Origin of the sequence: Nocardia wallacei, from assembly GCF_029869545.1 — a bacterium.
Lineage (GTDB): Bacteria > Actinomycetota > Actinomycetes > Mycobacteriales > Mycobacteriaceae > Nocardia > Nocardia wallacei_A.
Genome location: NZ_JARWQD010000019.1, coordinates 1 through 19,955 on the forward strand (window position 1 = coordinate 1; position 19,955 = coordinate 19,955).

A 19,955-nucleotide genomic window follows, 5' to 3' on the forward strand; every position below is an offset into this window, starting at 1 on the left:
GGTGGGGGGGGGGGGGGGCGGGGCGGGCGGGTGGTGGCGCCGGCGGCCCCCCCCCCCCCCCCCCACCACCCCCCGGGGCGGTTGTCAGGGGTTCTCGGCCAGTGCCCAGGTCCGGGGGCTGTCGCTGATTCGGCGGGCTACGCCCTGTTCGGTCAGCTTGTCCAGGGCGTTGCTGATCGCGCCGCTCGAGATGTTGCGCTGATGTTCCTGATCCAGCACGTGTTTGAGTTCGGTGGTGGTGAAGGTGCGGCCCGGGTTGTCGCGCAGGGCGTCCTCCACCATGCCGCGCAACCCGCCCGGGGGCAGCTTGTCGGCCGTGCCGTGATTCGAGGCGGTGGCGGTGGGACGCATGCCGTTCGGGCGGGCGCTGGTCGGGCGGCCCGTGGCCCGCTTGATCTCATCGACGGTCAGCAGTCCCGAGTCGGTGACCAGGGTGCGGAAGCCGTTCAGATCGGCCATGGCGGCCTCGAGGTCGCCCGCGTAATCCGCAATCGGGGCGGTGTCGTCGCCGTGCGGGACGGTTCCGTTGCCCAGTGCCGTCGCGATACCGCCGAGCCGCTGGGCAAGCTGCTCGAGGTGTTCCCGCGTGGCAGCAGACCGGTCCTGCAGCTCGTGGACCGCGCGGTCGTGCTGGGCAGCGATCAGCGTGTCCATCTGCTGCTGCCATTCATCGGGGACGCCGTCCGGCCCGGCGGGTACCAGCGCCCACGGCGGGATGGAACTTTGCGCGCCGTCGGGTGTTTCGATGATGCATTGGGCGATACCGTCCTGACACTGCATCTCGGTCACCCGCCCGCGCCAGGACCGGTGGTACCGGTTGGCGACCTCATCACCGACCTCGATCGGGCACGGCGCACCGAACGGCGACTCGCTCTCATCGTCGGGCTCATCGCCGGGCAGCTCGGCCGAATCCGCGTCGTCCGGCGCGTCGTCATCGGCGGACTCGTCGGCCGGTTCAGGTGCGGCGGGCACATCCGCCGGGGGTGCGGTGTCGGTGGCCGGTTCGGCGGGCCGCGTATCCGCGCCCTGGGCGGCGATATCGGCGTCCGGGGTATCGGTGTCCGGGGCCGCCGGTTCCGGGGCCGTGTCGGTGCCCGTAGCGGCCGTGTCCGGGACCGGCGGCGTCACGGTGTCGCTGGTGGTCACGGTCCAGCGGTGCGGGCCGTTGGAATCATCGGCGTGGCGGGTGACCGTGCCGTCGTCGGTCCATCGGGCCAGGATCTTGCGGGCGCTGGACGTCGTAATTCCGGCGGCGGTGGACAGTTCGGCGGTAGTCGCCATGGGTTGGGTATTCAGGGCCTGCCACAGGGCGTCCTCGTTGTCGGTGCGGTGGGTTTCCGATGATGTTATGGACATGACTTTTCCCTTTGAATCGACGGGTTGGGTTGGTTGGTCATATCCCGGCCGGGATGCGCGCCCCGTTCAGAAATGTTTCGCGTTTTCGGTTCGGGGTTGCACATCTATGGACGCTCCATGCCCCGGGTGTTGTCAAGCCATCCCTAAAATAAGACGTGCGTCTCGTTGAAATAGGCGCGCATCGGGGAACGGGATTCACCGAAGTTGTGCATTCCAACGTAAGAACGGACCGATGCCCTGGGTCGATTGTGTCACCCGTCGATCTCTTGCGCGATCACCCTTGACAGCAGCTCGTATGAGTCACGGCTGAGATGTACTCCATAGCCTCCGGGCGGCGAGCCACCTGAGAGTGGACTGACTATGAGTCAGCGTAGAAATTTGTGACGACGGTGATCCTCGTTCCCTTCGTCAGTGGCTCTACAGAATGCAACTGATTCCCGAGAATCGCTGTGAGGTTGTCGGTCTGCGGAACTATTCGGGCAGTCACTGTGTCAGGGTTTTCGTGCAGGAGCAGACTCCCGCCGGTGATACCTTCTACGTGGGCGTAGTAGAGGCTTGTGATCAGCGGGTGTCGTGTGGGTTCTCCGTCGATATGAGGAATCTGCATCGGCGGGTCTTCGGTGTTTCCCTCCATCCTGACCGGAAAGACTTGCGGAATTATATTTGATGGGTCGGGAAGCGAGGGGATCGTCGATTTAGCGAGTTCGTTGAAGACGGCACTGGCGAATAATGCCGATAGTTGGCGCATCTCGGATGTGGCGTGCATTGCTCGGTTGGCTAATTGCCATACTCGTCCGTGTACGGTTCGTCCGAGGCTGTCGGCGCGCGCCCATTCCAGGGCTGGCGAGTTCAGCAGAGTCAGCACACGCTCGCGTCGTTGGTCGCCGAGGAATCCTGATGCTTCGTGCAGTATCACGTGCTGCTGACCTCCGTCGCGGGCAACGTCTCGATGTGCTGAGCGGTTGTCGGCGCGACAAGGTAGAACCATCCCAGCGTTCGGCCGCGCGGGATGTCTACGGTCTTGCCTGGAGGCGGGACTCGGGCGATGACGTTCATGGCGGCCATGCCGTATGTCTGGCCGTTGATTTCGCGGCTTCGCTCGGGGGTGAAGTATTCAAGCCCCGCCATCACCTCGAGTTCACCAGGTGCGGCCTCGTCCTTTATCAGTTGTCGGTTGGGGAGCGGTCCCTGATACAGCAGGTGTCCCTTCGGGAAGAACACGAGAATGCCGGTACTGATCTTGGCGTATTCGGAACCAGCGAGCCAGCTGGCGACGAATCCGCTTTCGGTGCCGTGCCACCGGTCGCCGGAAACCCGAACTGGACCGTAGGTGCTGTGGTCGTCTTGGAAATCTCGCCAGCGGTTCGACTGCTCGGCGCGCTCGATGATGATTCGACCGGGTGAGCGTATGACGTTCCCGAAGGCGGAAATGACCCGGATCGGTCCGCAATCCGACGGCTGTACCGGTCGGCCGGTTGCCGTGTACGCGCGCTGAAGCTCGGTGCCACGCAATCTCTTTCCGCCGTCACTGTCGTGTCCGTAGGTCAGGTTCAGCGGCTCGGGCGGGTATGCTCCTGCGTCTCTCGATTTCGGGTTGTCGAACGCCCAGTACATTCAAGCACTCCTGCTGTTTGTCGCGGCCCGGAGCCTCGGACCGAGTTCGGACCATCCGGCGGTGATATGCCACGTTTCGGCATGAGGAACCAGGACCCGAACGACCGAGATTCCGGGCCATCCGTCGAATTCGGTGTACGCGACTTCCGGCAGGCCCGCTTGCGCGCAGGCGTCGAGGAGGTGAGATAAGCTCGGATCAGTGCCCGAAGGCTCGTACGGGGTTGCAGATGCCCCGGCTGTGGCCATCCAGTGGTTCTTGGGCTTTTCGCTCAGGCGTTTCTTCTCGACCTCGTGTCGATCTTCCCGTGCGCCCTGAAGATCGGTTGCGCGGGTCTGTGCCAGTTCGAGCAGCGCCGCCTCCACAGCGATATCGCTGTTTGTGCGCACGGCGTAGCCAGCACAACCGAGGTAGCGCGTCATGTCGACTTGTTGGACGGCGGCAACGCCGTAGGCGGGCAGACCGTAATTGTTGGGTAATTGCTTGAGCACCAGTTCGAGTCCGGCGTTTCGATAGCGGGTCACGAGGTCCGCCAGGTCGGGCGGAAGTGTCGCCTGGTCGATGGTTACCGCAAGCTCGGTGTTGTCCTCGTATCGCTCCAAAGCGGCGGTCGAAATACCGAGCTGTTCGGCGATTGTGGCGAGAAACCGGTAGCCGAGATGGGATGCACGTACCTCGGCGAACGAGATGATGTCGCGTTCGATGACCTCGGCCAATCCGTGCCTCAACGCCGCGTCGGTGGTGAACGCGGCGGCAAGACCGTTCGAGGTCGACAGCATGACCGGGCTTGTGGCCAGACCGGCGGGGCGTCGACCGTTGTAGGCCAGATCGGCGGGAACCATCACTCGTCCAGGCGTGGGGCGGAGCTGGGTTGCTTCGGCCCAGACCTGGGGCGCGTCGTCGCCGAGACCCGGTCGTTGCCGATAGGTGAACCGCGGGGCCTCCCAAATTTCGTGGGTTCGGCGCAGTACTCGTGGTGTCTCGGTAATCCACGATGGCTCTGACGGCCACAGCCCGCCCGTGCGTTCCAGGCACTCCATGATGGCTGTTACTCGCGCCTGGGCCTGGCTGCGCCCCTTGCCGCTGTAGACCCAAATCACGTCCGAGGTACCCGGTTTGGTGGCGCTAGCCGTTGGCACGCCGAGGGAATCCATGCCGGTGGTGTCGGCTACCCGGGTGATGCCGAATTCATCGAGTCGTTCGAGAAGCTGCTGTTCCCAGACCGCCCAGGGCAGCTGGATGCTACTTGTATCGGTCATACCGGCACCGTCAGTCGTTCTATCAGGGCACGAGCGTCGCGTTGCTTGATGTCGGCGGTCAGCAAGTCATCGATGTCGGCCGCCGCCACCCCAGCCTCGATGGCGAGGCGGCGTCCCAGGGGGCTCGTGCGGTGTTCGAAGTACACGCTGCGTAGGCCGTCGATGATGTGCTCGGCTTGGCGCTGATCGATCCGGCCCGCTGCAGTCAGCTGTTCGAGGCCGTAACGGAGGTTCACCAGGAACAGCGTCGCCGCCTTGTCGGTGCGCGGGTCGAGCATCGCCACCAACTCGTCGTCGTAGGTGACGGTTCGGTCGACGACTCGGTCGTAGACCCAGCCGAATCCTTGTACGCCGTGGTGGCGAAGTTCGGCCGCACGCAGCGCGCCGAGGCTGGCGCAGCCCCAGACGACATATCCACGTCGCACCAACCCGTGGACCTCTGTGGGCGACGGGGGATGACGATGAATCATGTAGCCGTCGACAAGGACGACAGTGGTGCCCTCGGGGGCGTCGAAGCGGTCCAGGTCGCCGCGTTCGGCCGGTGGATACCAGTGCAGCTCAGGTGAATTCGGGCGGCAGTCGACCGGCAGCGACGGACCGGCGTATACCGCAATCATGCGGGCACCAGCGGGTTGAGGTGTTCACGGTAGGCCGAGCGACGGAAGTTCAGGGCCACCGCCGATCGGGGTGCTCCTGTGTGTATGGGGCCGGAGCGGTGCACAGCGTAGGAGTGATGGACCACGGCCCCACCGGCTGGTACCGGCGCGGACACGTACGAGAAAGCTGAGCCGTCGATCAACTCGGCCCTGAAGTTCGCGGCATCGGTGTCGTGGTGTTTCAGTAGCTCGCCCACCGATGGCTGTCGGGTCGCGTACTGAAGCACGCCGGACTCGTCATCGACGTCGGTCAGCGCGATCCACATGCTTATTGCCTGTTCCTCGCCGAAGTGGTCACGGTAGAAAATCTGGTCCTGATGCGGCGGAGTCGGCTCGCTGTCGGGACCTGGTTTGCCGAAGTACTCGGTGAGGAACGGCACGGTCCGCGCCCCGACCAGCCTGTCCGCCAGCAGCTGGACCTCGGGCAAACGGGTCAGATCGAACAGCAGGTCACTGTGCCGATCGAGGTAGTGCATGCTCAGCACCCGCTCACTCTGATCACGATGAACCACCGTGCCATCGAGTTCTTCCCGCGATTTAGCGCACAGCCGGGCAGCGTCGGCGCGAAGGGCATCCAGGAGTGCTGCATTCGCGAATTCGCGCATCACCACGTAGCCGGCCGAGTCGAGTCGAGCCCGCAAAGCGCCGGCCTGGTGTTGGTCAGGGAGCCGCAGATGCTCAGATCTTGGCTGGTACATACAGGGTCGGCCTCCGCCATAGCTGCAGGTCGGTGTTCACGAGGTCATCAATCGGCAGCTCGTTGATCGAGCTGGACTCGAGGGCGTGAGCCGCCGACCAGACGACCTGCACGCGGTGATCGCCGCCGTAGATCGGTGCAAGCAGGTCGACTATCGGAGCCAACGCCTTCAGATCCGGATCGTCCTTGATGACAGCACGATTCAGGGTCGACGCGAGCTGGAACAGCAGCAGCGGCACGTTGGGGTTGGGCTTCCATCCGGCTTGCAGCATCGTGCTCGTGTCGTAGAGCTGCACGCCATAGCCGTAGTCGATGCCGAGGTCACACAGCAGTGTGTCGAAGGAACTCACCGCGGGCAGTACCGAGACACGCAGTCCCTTGCTCTCGGCGAGTTCCAGCGTGTATTCCGTCGCACTGACCAGGAACAACGGGTGTCCGTGCACCAGAAAAGAAACGGGCCGCGTCTCCAGCGCCGCATCGACAAGACGGCGCGAGATTTCCCGGTACACGTCATCGCGGACGGTCTGGCCTTCGTACAGCGGTGCCATGTCTTCGACGTCCGGGCAGTACTGCCGGACGTGTTCGATAACGGCGTCGTCCGCGTGCAGCACGTATACCCGCCTGCTGGCGCGGAGGGCCTGGATCGTCTCGATTGTCAGATGCAGTGTGCCCTTGATGCCGGTTCCGAGAAGGTAGATAGAGGTCTTGCGCACGTGTGGGCTCCTGGCAGTGGTGGTGGTTACAGCAAAACAGCCAGGTACCGCCGGGAGTGGTCGCGCGGTATCTGGCTGATCTGAGCAGCTACTACTCGCCTACCGGAGTGATGTCTTCGTCCGTGTAGAACCGGTTGCCGTTGTCCATCAGGAACGCCCGGAACCGCCGGACATCCACGCCCCACTCTTCAAGCGCCACGCGCCGGCCGGTGCCGAGGATGGCCTTCTCGTCGTCCGTCAGATCGGTCTCGGCAAGCGCGGCGGCCGGATCAGCCAACAGCAGCTCCCGGAATTCGATGTCCTCGGCCGCTCGGGACAGGACAGCCTCAACGCGAACCTTGGCCGCATCATCGAGCTGAGGAATGATTGAAGTCACACGTACCTCCCAGATATACGGAACCAGCCAACCTCGATGTCGGCTACCACCTTGCGCCCCAGTGCTTTTGGACGGTGGTCAAGGCAGTGTCCCATATCACGGATGTGAAACGCGATACCTTTACCGCCCATCCGCGGCATGACCCTGGGGACGGCGAACCGGGCTACCACGAGGTTGACGTAGGCTTTGAACCTGTCCCAGCACGTAGGGCGACCGACCATCGCCTCCCCCCGAATCACGGATGGATGATGCACCCATACCGCTCCCACACCTGCGCCGAGCTTCGTACGTCAGACGTCGACCACGCTGTACGGCTGTCCGGATGGCTGCACAACAGGCGCGACCTCGGAGGCGTGCTGTTCATCGACCTGCGTGACAACTACGGCATCGTCCAGCTCGTCGTGCGGCCCGAGTCGCCGGTGTTCGACGAGCTGAGCCATCTGCCCAAGGAATCGGTGATCCGGGTCGACGGCCACGTTCTTCGGCGCGCCCCGGAGAATGTCAACCCCGAGATCGCCTCGGGCGAGATCGAGGTAGAAGTCTCAGAACTGGAAGTCCTGGGCACCTGTGATCCGCTCCCGTTCCAGATCTTCCCCGAGGACAAGGTAGGCGAGGAGACGCGCCTTCGTTACCGCTTCCTCGACCTGCGCCGACAGCGGATGCACCGCAACATCCTGTTGCGCTCGGCCGTTATCGCATCCATCCGGCAGAAGATGACCGCCCGCGGATTCTTCGACATGCAGACCCCCATCCTGTCGGCCACCAGCCCCGAAGGGGCGCGAGACTTCCTGGTGCCCTCACGGACCCACCCCGGCAAGTTCTACGCCCTGCCGCAGGCACCGCAGCAGTTCAAGCAACTCCTGATGATCAGCGGGTTCGACCGGTACTTCCAGATCGCCCCGTGCTTCCGTGACGAAGACTCCCGCGCCGACCGATCCCCAGGCGAGTTCTACCAGCTCGACATCGAAATGAGCTTCGTCGAACAAGAAGACGTGTTCGAAGTCGTCGAAGAGGTCTTCGTCGAACTGTTCAACGAATTCGCACCCGACCGGCAGACCGTCGCGCCGTTTCCCCGAATCGCCTACCGCGACTCCATGGCCCGATATGGCACCGACAAGCCCGATCTGCGATCCCCGCTGGAACTTGTCGATGTGTCAAACCTGTTCCGCGACAGCGACTTCAAGGCGTTCTCGAACAAACACGTCCGAGCACTGGCGGTCCATGACTGCGCCGACAAGCCACGCTCGTTCTACGACCAACTCGGCGCCTTCGCCATCGAGCAAGGCGCAGCGGGCCTGGCCTGGATCAAGATCGGCGACAACGGCGCGCTGTCCGGCCCGATTGCGAAGTTCCTCACCGAATCCGTCACCGAACAGCTGATCGCCGCCGTCGACGGGAAGCCCGGTACCGCGGTGTTTTTCGGTGCCGGATACGAGGCCGACGTCGCGAAGATCATGAGCGAGGTCCGGGTCGAGGCGGCCAAGCGTGCCGGCATCTTCGACGAGGGCGTGTTCCGCTTCTGCTGGGTAGTCGATTTCCCGATGTACGAGAAGGCCGACGACGGCTCTATCGAGTTCAGTCACAACCCGTTCTCGATGCCGCAAGGCGGTCTGGAAGCGCTTCGCACGCAAGATCCGCTCGACATCTTGGCGTGGCAGTACGACATCGTGTGCAACGGCATCGAACTGTCCAGCGGAGCGGTCCGCAACCATGATCCGGAAATCATGTACGAAGCCTTCCGAATCGCTGGCTACGACAAAGAACACGTCGACGAGCAGTTCGGCGGCATGGTTCGCGCGCTGCACTATGGTGCGCCGCCACATGCCGGGGTCGCGCCGGGCGTGGACCGGATCGTCATGCTGCTGGCAGATGAGCCCAACATTCGGGAGACCATCGCGTTCCCGCTCAACCAGAACGCCCAGGACCTTCTCATGGGTGCGCCGAGCGACGTAGAGCCCGCACGTCTGCGCGAGCTGCACCTCAACCCGCGCAAGAAGGAGTAGGCACCGCGGCTGCACAGTTGGCCTCGGCCCATACCCGTGGATGCCTGGCAGCTATGCCTCGTCACGGCTTCTTCCAACCCATGGTGGTCGTCGTATCGGGGTGGGCCGCGCTGGCGGCCGGATGTCTTGTAGTCGCGGCAGGACTTCGGTGTCGTCGTCCGCGTGCCGCCAGCGCGCAGGCCCGGAAGCAGTCGGCGGATGCCGGATCGGCTCGGTGTCAGGTTCGGTTTCCGCAGCGCTATCCTCGGCCGGAACACCGTCGGTCACGTCTGCGTTCCCAACTCTTCGGACCGCTGGTCCGGTCACCTCTACCGTGTACCGCTTATCGCTACGGGGACGCTGCGGCAAGAACTCGTGTCGCCCCGGCTTGCGAATTCCTTTGCACCACAATCCAAGCCGGAACCCAAGCACTGCCGCAGTGAACACCGAGGCTGGCCACAGAATCGGGATGAGGGACGGCATCGTTCAGAAGTCGTCCGCGACCAGCAGCAAGTAGGCCGCTTCCAAGTGCACAACGCACTCGTCGGGACGGTGGAAGCGGTGAATATGCTGTAGCTCACGGGCACGTTCGACGGTCAGCTCCATCAAGTGTGACCGACACATGAACTCAGCCAACATGCCGTCCGCCTGCACGAATACCTTGCGTTCCAAGGGATCTGGCGACGTCACGGTTCTTGTCCCTTCGGATTCAGTCGTCCGTCTCGGAATCCGTATTCCCGTTCTCCGGCCACACCCGCCGTGGCGGAAACTCCGTCCCGTCCCCCTCCGGCCCCTGCTCGGGCGGCAAGCGCAAGCGTCCAGCCCGCACCGCTTCGACCAGCTCGTTGAACGACTCGAGGCACCAGCCGAGTTCAGCGGCGTCGCGTTCGTGGCGTTCGGCGTCGTTCTGCCGCAGGGCGTACAGCAGGTACTTCCAGACCAACCAGGCGGCCCACTGCCCGTAAGTTGACGGGCTCAGCGGTGCATCCGCCTGGTACACAACGTCTTTGGTGTGTCCGCCCGCTTCGCGGTCGATGAACCAGACGTGCAGGTTCACCTGCTCATTGATCAGGCTCATATCTTTCGGCCGTTGTTCGTAGACGTGCCGCCAAATGCCGACCAGTTCCCGTGCTCCGCGCAGGATGACCGTGGTGGGTTCCTCCGCGCCCGCGCAGACCCGAAGGAACGGTCCGGCATCCGGCAGCGGCTGATCCGGCGTGGCCTCCACCGGCGGGAGCGTGAAGGCCAGCGGCCGGTTTGGATCAGCACCGTAGAAGACATGGTGTACGGGGCGGTCGGTCGACGTAGCCAGCGGATCGTCAGGCATAGATTCGGCATCCCTTCAGTCGAGGTGACGTTCAAAGCAACGAGCGAAAAGTGTTGGGAGGAAACGAGTTCGGATAAGTGGCGCGGGGCTCGGCAGGCTGCCTCAGTCCCACAACTCCGCGCATGGCAGCGGCGGCAGATCCGGATACACCTCGTCATCCACGGTGATGCGTAAGTCCATGTCGGCGAACGTCCCGGCCAGCTCGTCGGCGACGTTCTGCACCTGTTCGGCCGATGCCTGAAAGTCCAGCTTGAGGGCACCGGACTCGATGCGGATATGTCGAACGCGCTGCGGTGGGCGGGGCGGGGTGACGGGCGGCATGCCGGATCACATCCCCGGTAGCGTTCGCCGGTCGGACTCGATCTCCGCCGCCAGACAGTCGTACCCGGCGCACAGCACGGCCAGCTCGTGCGCTTCGGACGTGGCCGTGGTCATCGGGTCCGCACCCTTGCTGACGGCCCGCTCCCACAGATCCGCCATCTTGGCCGCGATCTCCCCGATGGACTCCGTGTGCACGGCAACCTCGGCAACAGCATCGGCGGGGGAGGTGGGCGGCGTGTCGAAATGTCGATCCTCGTGCCGCTGTCGCAGTCGTTCGGCCACGGCGTCGTCGATGACCATGATCAGCATGTCGAGATCTGCCTTGGCTGAAACTAGTTCCGCGGCGGCCGATTTCATCTCTTCCGCTGATGCGCTCGGGTCACTGAGTACCTCGAACGCCAGCCGGCACTCGCGGTGGCAGTCCGCCAGGTCAGCGGCTGGATCCAAGATGTCCCGTGCTGCCACGCGATCCAGGCCAGCGAACGCGGCCACGAACATCTCACTCGAGGGCAGTGGCTCAACCGGTGCCCATTCCGGCGTCGCCTCACTCGCATCCGGTGCGCTTGTGCCGGTCGGCTGGTCGCCGGGGTTCTCGGTGCCCGACGTGGAGGTCATCGCGGTCACCGAGGCTTGCTCAGGTCCGGCACGACACAGCCCGCCTCGACCAGCACCTGAAGCGCGGCGGCCTTGCGGGGGCAGCGGGTCGCCCGGCAGGCGACGTGGTATTGCATCACGCTGTGGGCTTGGGCGAGGGTGAAGGGCACCCGGGGTGCCTGGTGGGTTTCCTGCTCGGTCAGGGTGAGCGTCTGATGCATGGCCAGGGTGTGCATTTTGGCTGAACCTCGAAATTCTCTTTGCCGGAATATGAGGGATGCACCCGGCGCCGAGGGCTCTCGCCACTGACCAACCTCCCAGGTCAGCCGGTGCGCCGTAGCAGGTACGGCGTCGGCCCGGCACCGGGTGCGATTTGACCGTACGATCGGGAATGACCAGGAAAACGCCGAAATTACGGGTAGCGTTCCGTTTATGCGAAATTCCGTATATTCTGCCCGGACAACGGTTTTCGGGTAGACAGCCCCAGCAAACCGGCTGACAATTGGGGGCGTTGGATATGCATATGACGACCGGCGAAGTCATCCGACGGATCCGCAAGTCCATCGGGATGACCCAGGGTGAGCTGGGCGAGTTGATCAACTTTTCCCAGCCTGCGGTCTCGGGCCTGGAACGCGGTGGCCCCGCCTCATACGACCTTCGAGTCCTACGGCTCGTGGCCAGAGCGCTCCAGGTGCCATTGGCCATACTGGTAGTGGAGTCGGACGAGGAGGCAGACGTGGACCGTCGTCAATTCTTCAGAGCGGGGGCGTTAGGCAGTGCGGGAGCCGCCATGATCGCGGCTGGCCCCGCATCAGCGGCAACGTCCGGTGCCCGGGTCGGTGCCAGCGACGTTGCTGAGATTCAAGACAGCATCAACCAGATCCATGAACTCGATCTCGTAGTCGGCGGTGACCGGCTATGCCACCTGGCAGCGAGCCAAGTGCGCTACGTCCAGCAGTTGCTGAACAGCGGTAGCTATGCCGACGACACTGGCAAGGCGCTGGCGACCGCGACCGCCGAGATGATGACTGCAGCGGGGTGGGTCCACTACGACGCTGATCGGCGCGATGATGCTCGGCGATATTACGCCGATGCCGCCCAGGCTGCGGCAGCCGCGGGTGACGGCATCGCTTCGTCGCACGCGCTGCTGAACGCCAGCTACCTTGACACGGACGGCCTGGACGGGCGGGGGGCTCGTCAGCCGCGACCGCACAATGCGGTGCACCTGACACAGGCGGCGCAGGATGCTGCTCGGCGCACCGGCGGTCCCAAAGTGCGCGCGCTGGCAACGCTTCACGAGGCGCAAGCCCTGGGTATTGCGTCCGACAAGGCGGCAATGGCGAAGGCGATCGGTCGAGCGCACCGGGCATACGATTCCGGGCGCGGGTACGACCCGGATTGGGTGTGGTTGCCCGAGCCTGAGTTCAACGCGCTGACCGGGATTTCATACATGAGCGCTGGCGACTATCGTCAGGCAGCGGCTTACTTGCAGACGGCCATCGCAGACGCGTCGGCCTGGCCTCGCGAACAAAGCGCATGGCAGCTCGAACTCTCGCACACCTACATCAAGGCTGGAGACGTCGCACAGGGGTGCTCGCTGTTGACCCAGAACTACAAAGCTGTCGGGGATCTGGCATCAGCGCGCCTCCACCGGAAGTTGGATGCCATCACCACGGCGGTGCGTCCGTATGCGGAGGTGCCAGAGGTCAAGGAGTTTCTGGAGTTGCGCGGCATGCACGCATAGAGCGATGTCGAGTCGCTGGCCGCACGAGTGCCCAACTCGCCACCGGCAAACTCGGGTCGGACCAGGACCACGGCCATCGTCACCAGCACCGGCCCGGCGGGGTTCGTGCTGCCCGCCAGATCTCGACCCAGCCTGTGACGAATATCACTAAAGCTCGTAGGTCCAATTTCGGCCCTGAAACAGGAGTCCTCCTACAGCGGATCCAGCGGCGCGGCAGGAGCCAACCGTTGTCGGCAGGCGCTCGCACTCGGCGAGACCACTCCCGAGACACCCGAGACCAGACACCGAGACATCGGCACAGACTAGCGAGACACCCCGGTCCCGAACCACGCCTGCCGGTCTCGGCCACGCCCCACGACCAGCCCTTATCCAGCACTGATTAGAAAGATTGAAAAAATTTCGCGCAGGGGGTTTACAAACCCGCGACGAGAGGTACGCTAGTTGGCCCAGTGTGTCGACCGGAGCCTACAACACACCCAGAGTACAAGTTGAGGATTCCTAGGGTATGCCGTCGGTGAGGGTTCGTCAAGCTGGGACCACAACTCAACATCACGTGTGACGCTGGCCTCGACGGGTGCCACGGCAATCGAGGAGTCGAAGCGGGCACAACCGAACCCGACCACCGCGACCGAGCCCGCGGCACCTCGCCACAAGCAGAGGGGCCGCAGGTAATGGAGGCACCCATGCGCACACCCGACCACCCCGACGACAACCTCAACGACGACCCCGACAACCCCGGAGACAACAAAGATGCCGTAGTGATTCCGCTGCGGCGAAAAGCGCCCAGTAATAACTCCGGCAATAACAACGAAAACCCGCCCGAAACCGGCCCTGACCTGCCGGTTTGGCGGTACAATCAATCCAGGAAACGCGCCGCTGACCAGCGTTATGCTGGTCGTGTCCATTATGTTCACGGTGCGCGTGCCGAACAATTGCGTGGCGAACTGGCCGATGTCACTGCGCAATTGTTGGCGTGGGCCGTGCAACAACAATCCGATGATCGATCCAGGCAGGATGGTGCCGCCGCATGACCCCCGACGACCCGCCCGTGAATCCGCCCGCCCCCGCCCTGACCCACCGGACGGCATCGCTGTCGGCGACCGTACCCGTGTCGGGGCCGTCGGGGTTGTCCGACTACGCGGTGTCGCCGCTGGGAGTGCCGGTCTCGGTGCTGCGCAACGAGGTCCGGGTAGCGTTCCTCGGTCGCACCTCCACCGAGGATCAGCAGGACCCTCGGCAGTCGATGCTGCGGCAGCTGGGCAACTGCAAGGCCGCGATCCCGGAGTCGTGGGTGATCGTGGCGCACTTCTACGACGTCGAGTCCGGTCGCATGGATCTCGACGACCGCGGCCACGGCTCTGATTACGATCGCTTCGACATCCCGATCGCCCGCGACGGTGGCGTCGCCGATCTGCGCGACGAGGCCGCCCATCCCGGCCGCCGCTTCGACGTCGTGATCTGCGAATCGGTGTCCCGCGTGGCGCGGCGGACGTTCGAGGGTCTGTCGATCGAACGTGAACTCGAAAACGCCGAGGTGCCGCTGTTCGCGTCCAACGAGCCGATCCAGCTGTCCGGTAGCCGCGCCCAGCGCATCCTGCAACGCCGCATCAACCAATCCATCGCCGAGTACGAGACCCTCAACACCCTCGAACAATCCTGGGGCGGACTGTGCACCCACGTCCGCGAGGGCTGGAACATCGGCAAGCCCCCGTACGGGTACAAGGCCAAGACCTACCGGCATCCGAACCCGACCAAGGCGGCCAAGGGGCAGACCAAGACCCGCCTCGAACCCGACGGGGTGCGCGGAGAGACGGTCACCCAGATCGCGTTGTGGCGCCACCGAGAGGGCCTGGGCTACGACACCATCGCCGAGCGCCTCAACGCCGACCCGGTGAAATATCCGCCACCAATACCGCCGGGGCGGGAACGTGCCCGGGGTGCGTGGGGCAAGACGAGCGTGTTCGAGATCCTGCGCAACCCCAAGTACACGGGGTTCCAGGTGTTCAACCGGCGCGCGTCGCGGTCGCGGCGGGGGAAGGTGAACGATCCGGTGAAGTGGGTGTGGTCCAGCGAACCCGCGCACGAGCCGTTGATCCCGAAATGGATGTACGACGAACTCGCCGCCCGCCGACAAGCCCGGCGCGGCTCCCGCGACGGCAACACCAGCAACACCCACCCCGCGACCCGTCGCACCTACCTGCTGCGCGGCATGGTGTTCTGCGGATGCGGACGGCGGATGTTCGGCAACCACCGCCACAACAGCGGCTACTACATGTGCTGGCCGCGCGGCAACAACCGGGGCCGCTCGGACAAGTACACCGGTCACCCCAAAGCCGTGTACCTCCGCGAAGACGCTGTGCTGGATGCGCTTTCACGCTTCTTCGCCGAAAGGGTGTTCGGCTCGCATCGCCGCGAGCTGCTCGCCGCCGACCTCGCCGGCCTCGACGACCGCGCCACACGAGAGCGCCAAGCCGAGCGCGAACGACTCCAACGAGTCGTCGCCGACGTCACCCGGCGGCAGAACTCAATCCTGAGGCAAGCCCAGGACGGCGACCCCGACGACCCGTTCACCAAAGGATTGCGCGGCACCTACAACGATCTCGACGCCGAGAAGACCGCCGCACTGTCGGTCATCGCTCAACTCGACGCCGCCGACACCGCCGAACCCCAGCGGCCCGGCACCGCCGACATCGCACTGCTGGACGCCCTGCCGTACCTGGCACTCAATCTGGCCCAAGCGCCGGAAGCGTTGCTGCGCAAGCTGTTCGAGATCACCCAGCTCGCCGTCCGGTTGCACGACGACGATGACCAGGTGACCATCACCATCACACTGCCCGCCGACCACATCCCCGACATCACCCACACCGCAGAAAGGATCACCAACACCATGCCCCCTACACAACAAACGCCTGCCCACACGGCAGATACGGGTTGTGTAGATGCTGTACGTGCCCCCGGTCGGGATCGAACCGACACTGGACGGATTTTAAGTCCGCTGCCTCTGCCAGTTGGGCTACGGGGGCGCCCGGTCAGCCTACCGAATTTGTACGGGCGTCTCGGAATTCTCCGGGGATTTGCTCAGTGGACGCCCTCCATGTGCCGACTGACCCAGGGGGCGATGCAGCGGACCGCCACACCGACGGCGATGGTGATCAGACCGAGGGTGCCGAAGTAGGCGACCTCGTGGTCGGCGCTGTAGTACTTCGACAGCACCCCGGACATCGAGGTGCCGATCGCGACGGAGAAGAAGTTCAGCGCCATCATCTGCGCCCGGAACGCCTCGGGCGCAAGCTGAGTCGTCACGGCCAGGCCGATCGGCGACAGCAGCAACTCGGAGGCCGCGAACAGGCTCATGAGGAAGAAGACCAGCAGCGCGGGGACCTGCTTACCGTCGATCCCGGCCAGCGGCACGAACAGCAGGAAGGCCGCGCCCATCCCGATGACGCCGTAGGAGAATTTGCGCGGGGTGCTGGGCGCGCGGGTCCCCAGCCGCGCCCACAGCAGCGCGAACAGCGGCGACAGAATGATGATCCACACGGGGTCGATCGAGCTGACCCAGCTCGGCGGGGCGTCCCAGCCGAAGATCGACCAGTTCATCCGCTTGTCGGAGTACACCGTGAGCACCGTGAAGATCTGCTGGAACAGCGAGAAGAACACGGCCTGGGCCACGAACAGCGGGATGTACGCGCGCACCCGGGTGCGTTCGATCGCGGACACGATCGGGCTGGTCAGCATGATCGCGAAATAGACGATCGAGGCAACGGCGACGACGCCGGTGATGACCCACGGCAGATTGTCCAGCGTGACCAGCCCGGTCACCGACGCCAGCACGGCCACCGCGACCACCGCCGCGACGAATCCGGCGGACCTGCCGATCGCGTTGCGCGGCAACGGGTTCGGCACCGCGCGCCCGTGTTCGCCGAGATTGCGGCGGAACATGGCGTACTGCGTCAATCCCAGCGCCATGCCGATCGCCGCCGCCGCGAAGCCGTAGTGGAAGCCGAGGTGATCGTTGAGCAGGCCGGTGATCATCGGGCCGATGAAGCCGCCGAGATTGATGCCGAGGTAGAACAGCGTGAACCCGGTGTCCAGGCGCGGATCGTCCTTCTCGTACAGCGTGCCCAGCAGCGAGGAGGCATTGGCCTTCAGCGCGCCGCTACCGAGCGCGACCAGTACCAGGCCGACCCCGACCCCGGCCAGCCCGGGAAGCAGCGCCAGCGCGATATGCCCGGCCATCACCACGACACCGCCGTAGAACACGGTGCGCTCCATGCCCAGCAGCCGGTCGGCGATCCAGCCGCCGAGCACGGTCGCCAGGTAGACGAACCCGCCGTAGGCGCCGACGATGCCGGTCGCCGTGGATTCCGCGAGCCCGAGGCCGCCGTCGGTCACCGAGTAGTAGAGGTAGTAGCCGAGGATGGCGACCATCCCGTAATAGGAGAATCGCTCCCACAGCTCGACGCCGAAGAGGTTCGCCAATCCCATCGGCTGTCCGAACAGGGTCCGCTCGGCGGGTCTGCCGGACCGCTGCACCACTCCCGTCATGCGTATGACCTTTCCATGTCACGCAATTTTCCAGCAACCAGGGTGGCGGTCGCATCGTTTCGGCGCACCGGGTCTGGTCCGCCGCCGCAGGGCAGAGTAACTGGACGCTTGTCTCCGCGAGGCGGATTCCGGTCAGAATGTTCAGGCGATGTGCAGATTGCACGCAATCTGCACAATTCGGCTCGCAGAAACTTGTCACGGCGCACCCCTCGCCGTCGCCGGTGCCGCATCGAGTTCAGGATCGCCGCATCACCCGCCCGAAGGAAGCCGGGATCATCCGCGCGCGGACGGCTACGACCCGGGACGCGCCGGGAGCCGGGCGCCGCCCCACTGCCGGAGCGTTCGCCGGTGACCGACCTTCGACATCACCGGAAGCGTCGGCCTACGGGCACGACTCCGCCACTCCTGCAACACAATTCGATTCCGGTTCGGATCGTCAGGCGATGGACATGGCGATGCCGTCGAGGATGTCGTGCTCGCTGACGATCAGCTCGCCGATGCCGGCGCGGCGGGCCAGCTCGTCGGCTAACACCTCGGTGACGACCGCGCCGCCACCGATCACATCCACCCGCCCCGGGTGCATCGGCCCGAGCGCGGCGCGTTCGTCGTGGTCCATCTTGACCAGCCGATGACACACGGCCCGAACCTCTTCCAGGCTCAGCCGGGTGAGATGCACACGCTCCGAATCGTATTCGGGCAAATCGAGCGCAACCGCCGCGATCGTGGTCATGGTGCCCGCCACGCCGACCCAGGTGTGCGCCCGCTCCACCGGCACCACCCCGAATGCCTGGGCCAGCCGCTGCGACGCGAAAAACCGTGCGGAGGCGACCTCTTCGGGCGTGGGCGGATTGCCGTGCAGGCACCGCTCGGTGATCCGGACGCAGCCGATGTCGGCGGAATAGGCCGCCTCGACACCGTGGCTGTTGCCCAGCACCACCTCCGTCGAACCGCCGCCCAGATCCACGACGACGAACGGCCCTTCGGCACTGGACAATTCGCCGACCGCGCCGGAGAACGACAGCCGCGCCTCCTCGTCGCCGGTGATGACCTCGGCCTGGGCGCCCGGCACCACGCGGCTCAATTCCCTTGCGGCCATGGCGAAGAAGTCGTCGCGATTGCGGGCGTCGCGGGTGGCGGAGGTGGCGACCATCCGCACCCTGGTCACTCCGGCGTCGAGCATCCGGTCGACGTAGTCGTGCAGCGCGACCCGGGTGCGTTCGATCGCCTCCGGGTGCAATTCGCCTGTGGCATCGACACCTTGGCCGAGGCGCACGATCTGCATCTCGCGGTGCACGTCGGCCAGGTGCCCGTCCGCACCCGCCTCCGCGATCAGCAGCCGGATCGAATTCGTGCCGCAATCGACGGCGGCCACCCGGTCACTCATCGCTGTCCTTCCCCACCGGATCATGGTGGTACTGCTCGTATTTCGGCCAGTCCGCCGGAACGGCCGTGCCGCGCAGGCCGTTATCGGCGGCCAGCGCCACCGCCTCGTCGCCCAGGGGGTTCACCCCGGGCCCCTTCGCCAGTGCGTGCGCCATCAGTACGTGCAAGCATTTCACCCGCTCGGGCATGCCGCCACCGCTGAAATCGGTATCCAGCGACTCGATTTCGTCGCGCTCGGCCAGATAGCTCTCGTGCGCGGCGCGATACCCGGCGGCCAGCTCGGCATCGGCGCGCAGCCGCTCGGACATCCCCCGCATCAGCCCGGCGGCCTCCTGCCTGCTGGCCTCGGCGGTGAGCCGCGGATCGGTCAGGTAGTACAGCGTCGGGAACGGCGTGCCGTCGGGCAGCCGCGGCGCGGTCTTCACCACCGCCGGTTGGCCGTCCGGCGTGCGGTAGGCGACGGCGAGCACGCCGCGCGGCGGACGGCCCAACTGCCGGGCGACGATCTCCAGATCGGCGTCAGAGGCGGGCTCGGTCACCGGGGCGCTCCTTCGGGGTTCGGGGGCGGCGGGGCCGCGTCCTCGGATTGCGGCACGGCAGCGGGATCGGATTCGGGCGCGGCCGCCGCGGGCTGCGGCGTGGACATGCTGCGGTACAGCTCGGTGTACCAGGGGTCCGGGCGGCGCTCGCGGGTGGGCTGCGCGGGCACGGCGGGCTGTTCGATACCGGGCACCTGGACGATGTAGGCGGTCTCGCCCGGCATCACCAGCCGCAACCGGTCGCGCGCCTCGGATTTGATGTAGGCCGGATCCTGCTGCTGTGCCCGGCGGTCGCGCAACCGGGCCAGATCGCTCTCCAGCTCCGCGCGCTCCTGCGCGAGCTGCGCGGCCTCGCTGCGCTGACTGAAATACGTCCGCATCGGCACCGCCAGGGTCAGCGCCAGCGCGCACAGCACCGCCGCCAGGATCACCGCGCGGCCGGTGGACAGGCCGAGGATCTTGCGTTCGTGCCTATCCCGAACGGCCGCACGAGAATCCGGCTTGCCCACGCGACGCTGCGCCGCGCGCTTACCGGCGGCCGTGCGGGCCGTGGACGCCGAGCCCGCGGCCGGTTTCCTGGTGCGCGATCCGGCGGCCCGCGACGAGCGGCGGTCCCCGCGTCCTGCCGGACCGGCCCCGCGTCGCTCTGTCATCTCACACCTCGAAAGTCGGCTGAATCCGTGGCGGGGGGGGGGGGGGGGGGGGGGGGGGCGGCCGCGCCCCCGGGCGGGGCGGGGGAGAGCCGCGAAAAACACCAGGGCGCGAATCCGGCGGCGCCGGTGCCGGGCGGTGATCAGCCCGCTGTCGGCGTCGACCCCGAGCTCCCAATCCAGGTGCCAGTCGTTGAGCCA

General features: G+C 65.5%; 21 protein-coding genes, 1 tRNA gene and 1 pseudogene. 4 read left to right on the forward strand and 19 right to left on the reverse strand.

The genetic code is table 11. The annotated features are described in order from the left end of the window. Window positions 1-84: 84 nt before the first annotated feature. The 8 genes from QH290_RS00585 to QH290_RS00620 form a co-directional block, all read right to left on the reverse strand. Window positions 85-1,356 carry a hypothetical protein gene (locus QH290_RS00585; protein WP_280381665.1) on the reverse strand — a complete coding sequence of 424 codons (1,272 nt, stop codon included), beginning with the start codon at window positions 1,354-1,356 and terminating at the stop codon, window positions 85-87. Between the two features lie 358 nt (window positions 1,357-1,714). Beyond that, entirely contained in the window at window positions 1,715-2,122 is a 408-nt protein-coding gene (locus tag QH290_RS00590; protein WP_280381666.1) for a 2OG-Fe(II) oxygenase, read from the reverse strand. Window positions 2,123-2,268: 146 nt separating this feature from the next. Next, the gene (locus tag QH290_RS00595; protein WP_280381667.1) at window positions 2,269-2,970 is read right to left on the reverse strand and encodes a hypothetical protein; all 702 of its coding nucleotides are present in this window, start codon (window positions 2,968-2,970) and stop codon (window positions 2,269-2,271) included. Next, a complete protein-coding gene (locus QH290_RS00600) occupies window positions 2,971-4,227 on the reverse strand; it encodes a YcaO-like family protein (RefSeq protein ID WP_280381668.1) in 1,257 nt (418 codons plus the stop codon). Beyond that, window positions 4,224-4,844: a TfuA-like protein gene (locus QH290_RS00605; RefSeq protein ID WP_280381669.1), complete on the reverse strand. Its 621-nt coding sequence runs from the start codon at window positions 4,842-4,844 to the stop codon at window positions 4,224-4,226. The genes QH290_RS00600 and QH290_RS00605 overlap by 4 nt, the downstream gene beginning before the upstream one ends. Next, window positions 4,841-5,581, reverse strand: coding sequence for a phytanoyl-CoA dioxygenase family protein (locus QH290_RS00610; RefSeq protein WP_280381670.1), 741 nt, complete (start codon window positions 5,579-5,581; stop codon window positions 4,841-4,843). The genes QH290_RS00605 and QH290_RS00610 overlap by 4 nt, the downstream gene beginning before the upstream one ends. Then, on the reverse strand, window positions 5,562-6,293 hold the full coding sequence (locus QH290_RS00615) for an SAM-dependent methyltransferase (protein WP_280381671.1): 732 nt from the start codon (window positions 6,291-6,293) through the stop codon (window positions 5,562-5,564). The genes QH290_RS00610 and QH290_RS00615 overlap by 20 nt, the downstream gene beginning before the upstream one ends. A 91-nt stretch (window positions 6,294-6,384) precedes the next feature. Then, window positions 6,385-6,669, reverse strand: a complete 285-nt coding sequence (locus QH290_RS00620; protein ID WP_280381672.1) for a hypothetical protein — start codon at window positions 6,667-6,669, stop codon at window positions 6,385-6,387. Window positions 6,670-6,917: 248 nt separating this feature from the next. On the opposite strand from QH290_RS00620, the gene aspS reads away from it, so the two are divergent. Further along, entirely contained in the window at window positions 6,918-8,672 is a 1,755-nt protein-coding gene (aspS, locus tag QH290_RS00625) for an aspartate--tRNA ligase (protein ID WP_280381684.1), read from the forward strand. A gap of 465 nt (window positions 8,673-9,137) precedes the next feature. Here aspS and QH290_RS00630 read toward each other — a convergent pair whose 3' ends face one another. From QH290_RS00630 to QH290_RS00650, 5 genes are all read right to left on the reverse strand, one after another. After that, on the reverse strand, window positions 9,138-9,341 hold the full coding sequence (locus tag QH290_RS00630) for a hypothetical protein (RefSeq protein WP_280381673.1): 204 nt from the start codon (window positions 9,339-9,341) through the stop codon (window positions 9,138-9,140). 19 nt (window positions 9,342-9,360) lie between these two features. Further along, a complete protein-coding gene (locus tag QH290_RS00635) occupies window positions 9,361-9,978 on the reverse strand; it encodes a hypothetical protein (protein ID WP_280381674.1) in 618 nt (205 codons plus the stop codon). 102 nt (window positions 9,979-10,080) lie between these two features. Further along, window positions 10,081-10,299 (reverse strand): hypothetical protein, encoded by a 219-nt coding sequence (locus QH290_RS00640; RefSeq protein WP_280381675.1) that lies wholly within the window; start codon window positions 10,297-10,299, stop codon window positions 10,081-10,083. 6 nt (window positions 10,300-10,305) lie between these two features. Next, window positions 10,306-10,923 carry a hypothetical protein gene (locus QH290_RS00645; protein ID WP_280381676.1) on the reverse strand — a complete coding sequence of 206 codons (618 nt, stop codon included), beginning with the start codon at window positions 10,921-10,923 and terminating at the stop codon, window positions 10,306-10,308. Then, window positions 10,920-11,114, reverse strand: coding sequence for a hypothetical protein (locus QH290_RS00650; protein WP_280381677.1), 195 nt, complete (start codon window positions 11,112-11,114; stop codon window positions 10,920-10,922). The genes QH290_RS00645 and QH290_RS00650 overlap by 4 nt, the downstream gene beginning before the upstream one ends. Window positions 11,115-11,416: 302 nt before the next feature. On the opposite strand from QH290_RS00650, the gene QH290_RS00655 reads away from it, so the two are divergent. From QH290_RS00655 to QH290_RS38010, 3 genes and pseudogenes are all read left to right on the forward strand, one after another. Further along, the gene (locus tag QH290_RS00655; protein ID WP_280381678.1) at window positions 11,417-12,637 is read left to right on the forward strand and encodes a helix-turn-helix domain-containing protein; all 1,221 of its coding nucleotides are present in this window, start codon (window positions 11,417-11,419) and stop codon (window positions 12,635-12,637) included. A gap of 683 nt (window positions 12,638-13,320) precedes the next feature. Next, window positions 13,321-13,668 carry a hypothetical protein gene (locus QH290_RS00660; RefSeq protein WP_280381679.1) on the forward strand — a complete coding sequence of 116 codons (348 nt, stop codon included), beginning with the start codon at window positions 13,321-13,323 and terminating at the stop codon, window positions 13,666-13,668. 299 nt (window positions 13,669-13,967) lie between these two features. Continuing rightward, window positions 13,968-14,996: pseudogene (locus QH290_RS38010) on the forward strand (recombinase family protein); the annotation flags it as partial. A 165-nt stretch (window positions 14,997-15,161) separates the two neighbouring features. On the opposite strand, the gene QH290_RS00665 reads toward QH290_RS38010, so the two are convergent. The 6 genes from QH290_RS00665 to QH290_RS00690 all read right to left on the reverse strand — a co-directional run bounded on the left by QH290_RS00665 (window position 15,162) and on the right by QH290_RS00690 (window position 19,757). Continuing rightward, on the reverse strand, window positions 15,162-15,500 hold the full coding sequence (locus tag QH290_RS00665) for a hypothetical protein (protein WP_280381680.1): 339 nt from the start codon (window positions 15,498-15,500) through the stop codon (window positions 15,162-15,164). An 86-nt stretch (window positions 15,501-15,586) separates the two neighbouring features. Continuing rightward, window positions 15,587-15,660 (reverse strand) — tRNA-Leu (locus QH290_RS00670). Window positions 15,661-15,715: 55 nt separating this feature from the next. Further along, window positions 15,716-17,182 carry a peptide MFS transporter gene (locus QH290_RS00675; RefSeq protein WP_280381681.1) on the reverse strand — a complete coding sequence of 489 codons (1,467 nt, stop codon included), beginning with the start codon at window positions 17,180-17,182 and terminating at the stop codon, window positions 15,716-15,718. 436 nt (window positions 17,183-17,618) lie between these two features. After that, window positions 17,619-18,566, reverse strand: a complete 948-nt coding sequence (locus QH290_RS00680) for a Ppx/GppA phosphatase family protein (protein ID WP_280269636.1) — start codon at window positions 18,564-18,566, stop codon at window positions 17,619-17,621. Then, a complete protein-coding gene (locus QH290_RS00685; protein WP_280381682.1) occupies window positions 18,559-19,104 on the reverse strand; it encodes a DUF501 domain-containing protein in 546 nt (181 codons plus the stop codon). The genes QH290_RS00680 and QH290_RS00685 overlap by 8 nt, the downstream gene beginning before the upstream one ends. Then, window positions 19,101-19,757 (reverse strand): FtsB family cell division protein, encoded by a 657-nt coding sequence (locus QH290_RS00690; RefSeq protein WP_280381683.1) that lies wholly within the window; start codon window positions 19,755-19,757, stop codon window positions 19,101-19,103. Before QH290_RS00690 ends, QH290_RS00685 begins: the two co-directional genes overlap by 4 nt. Window positions 19,758-19,955: the final 198 nt, after the last annotated feature.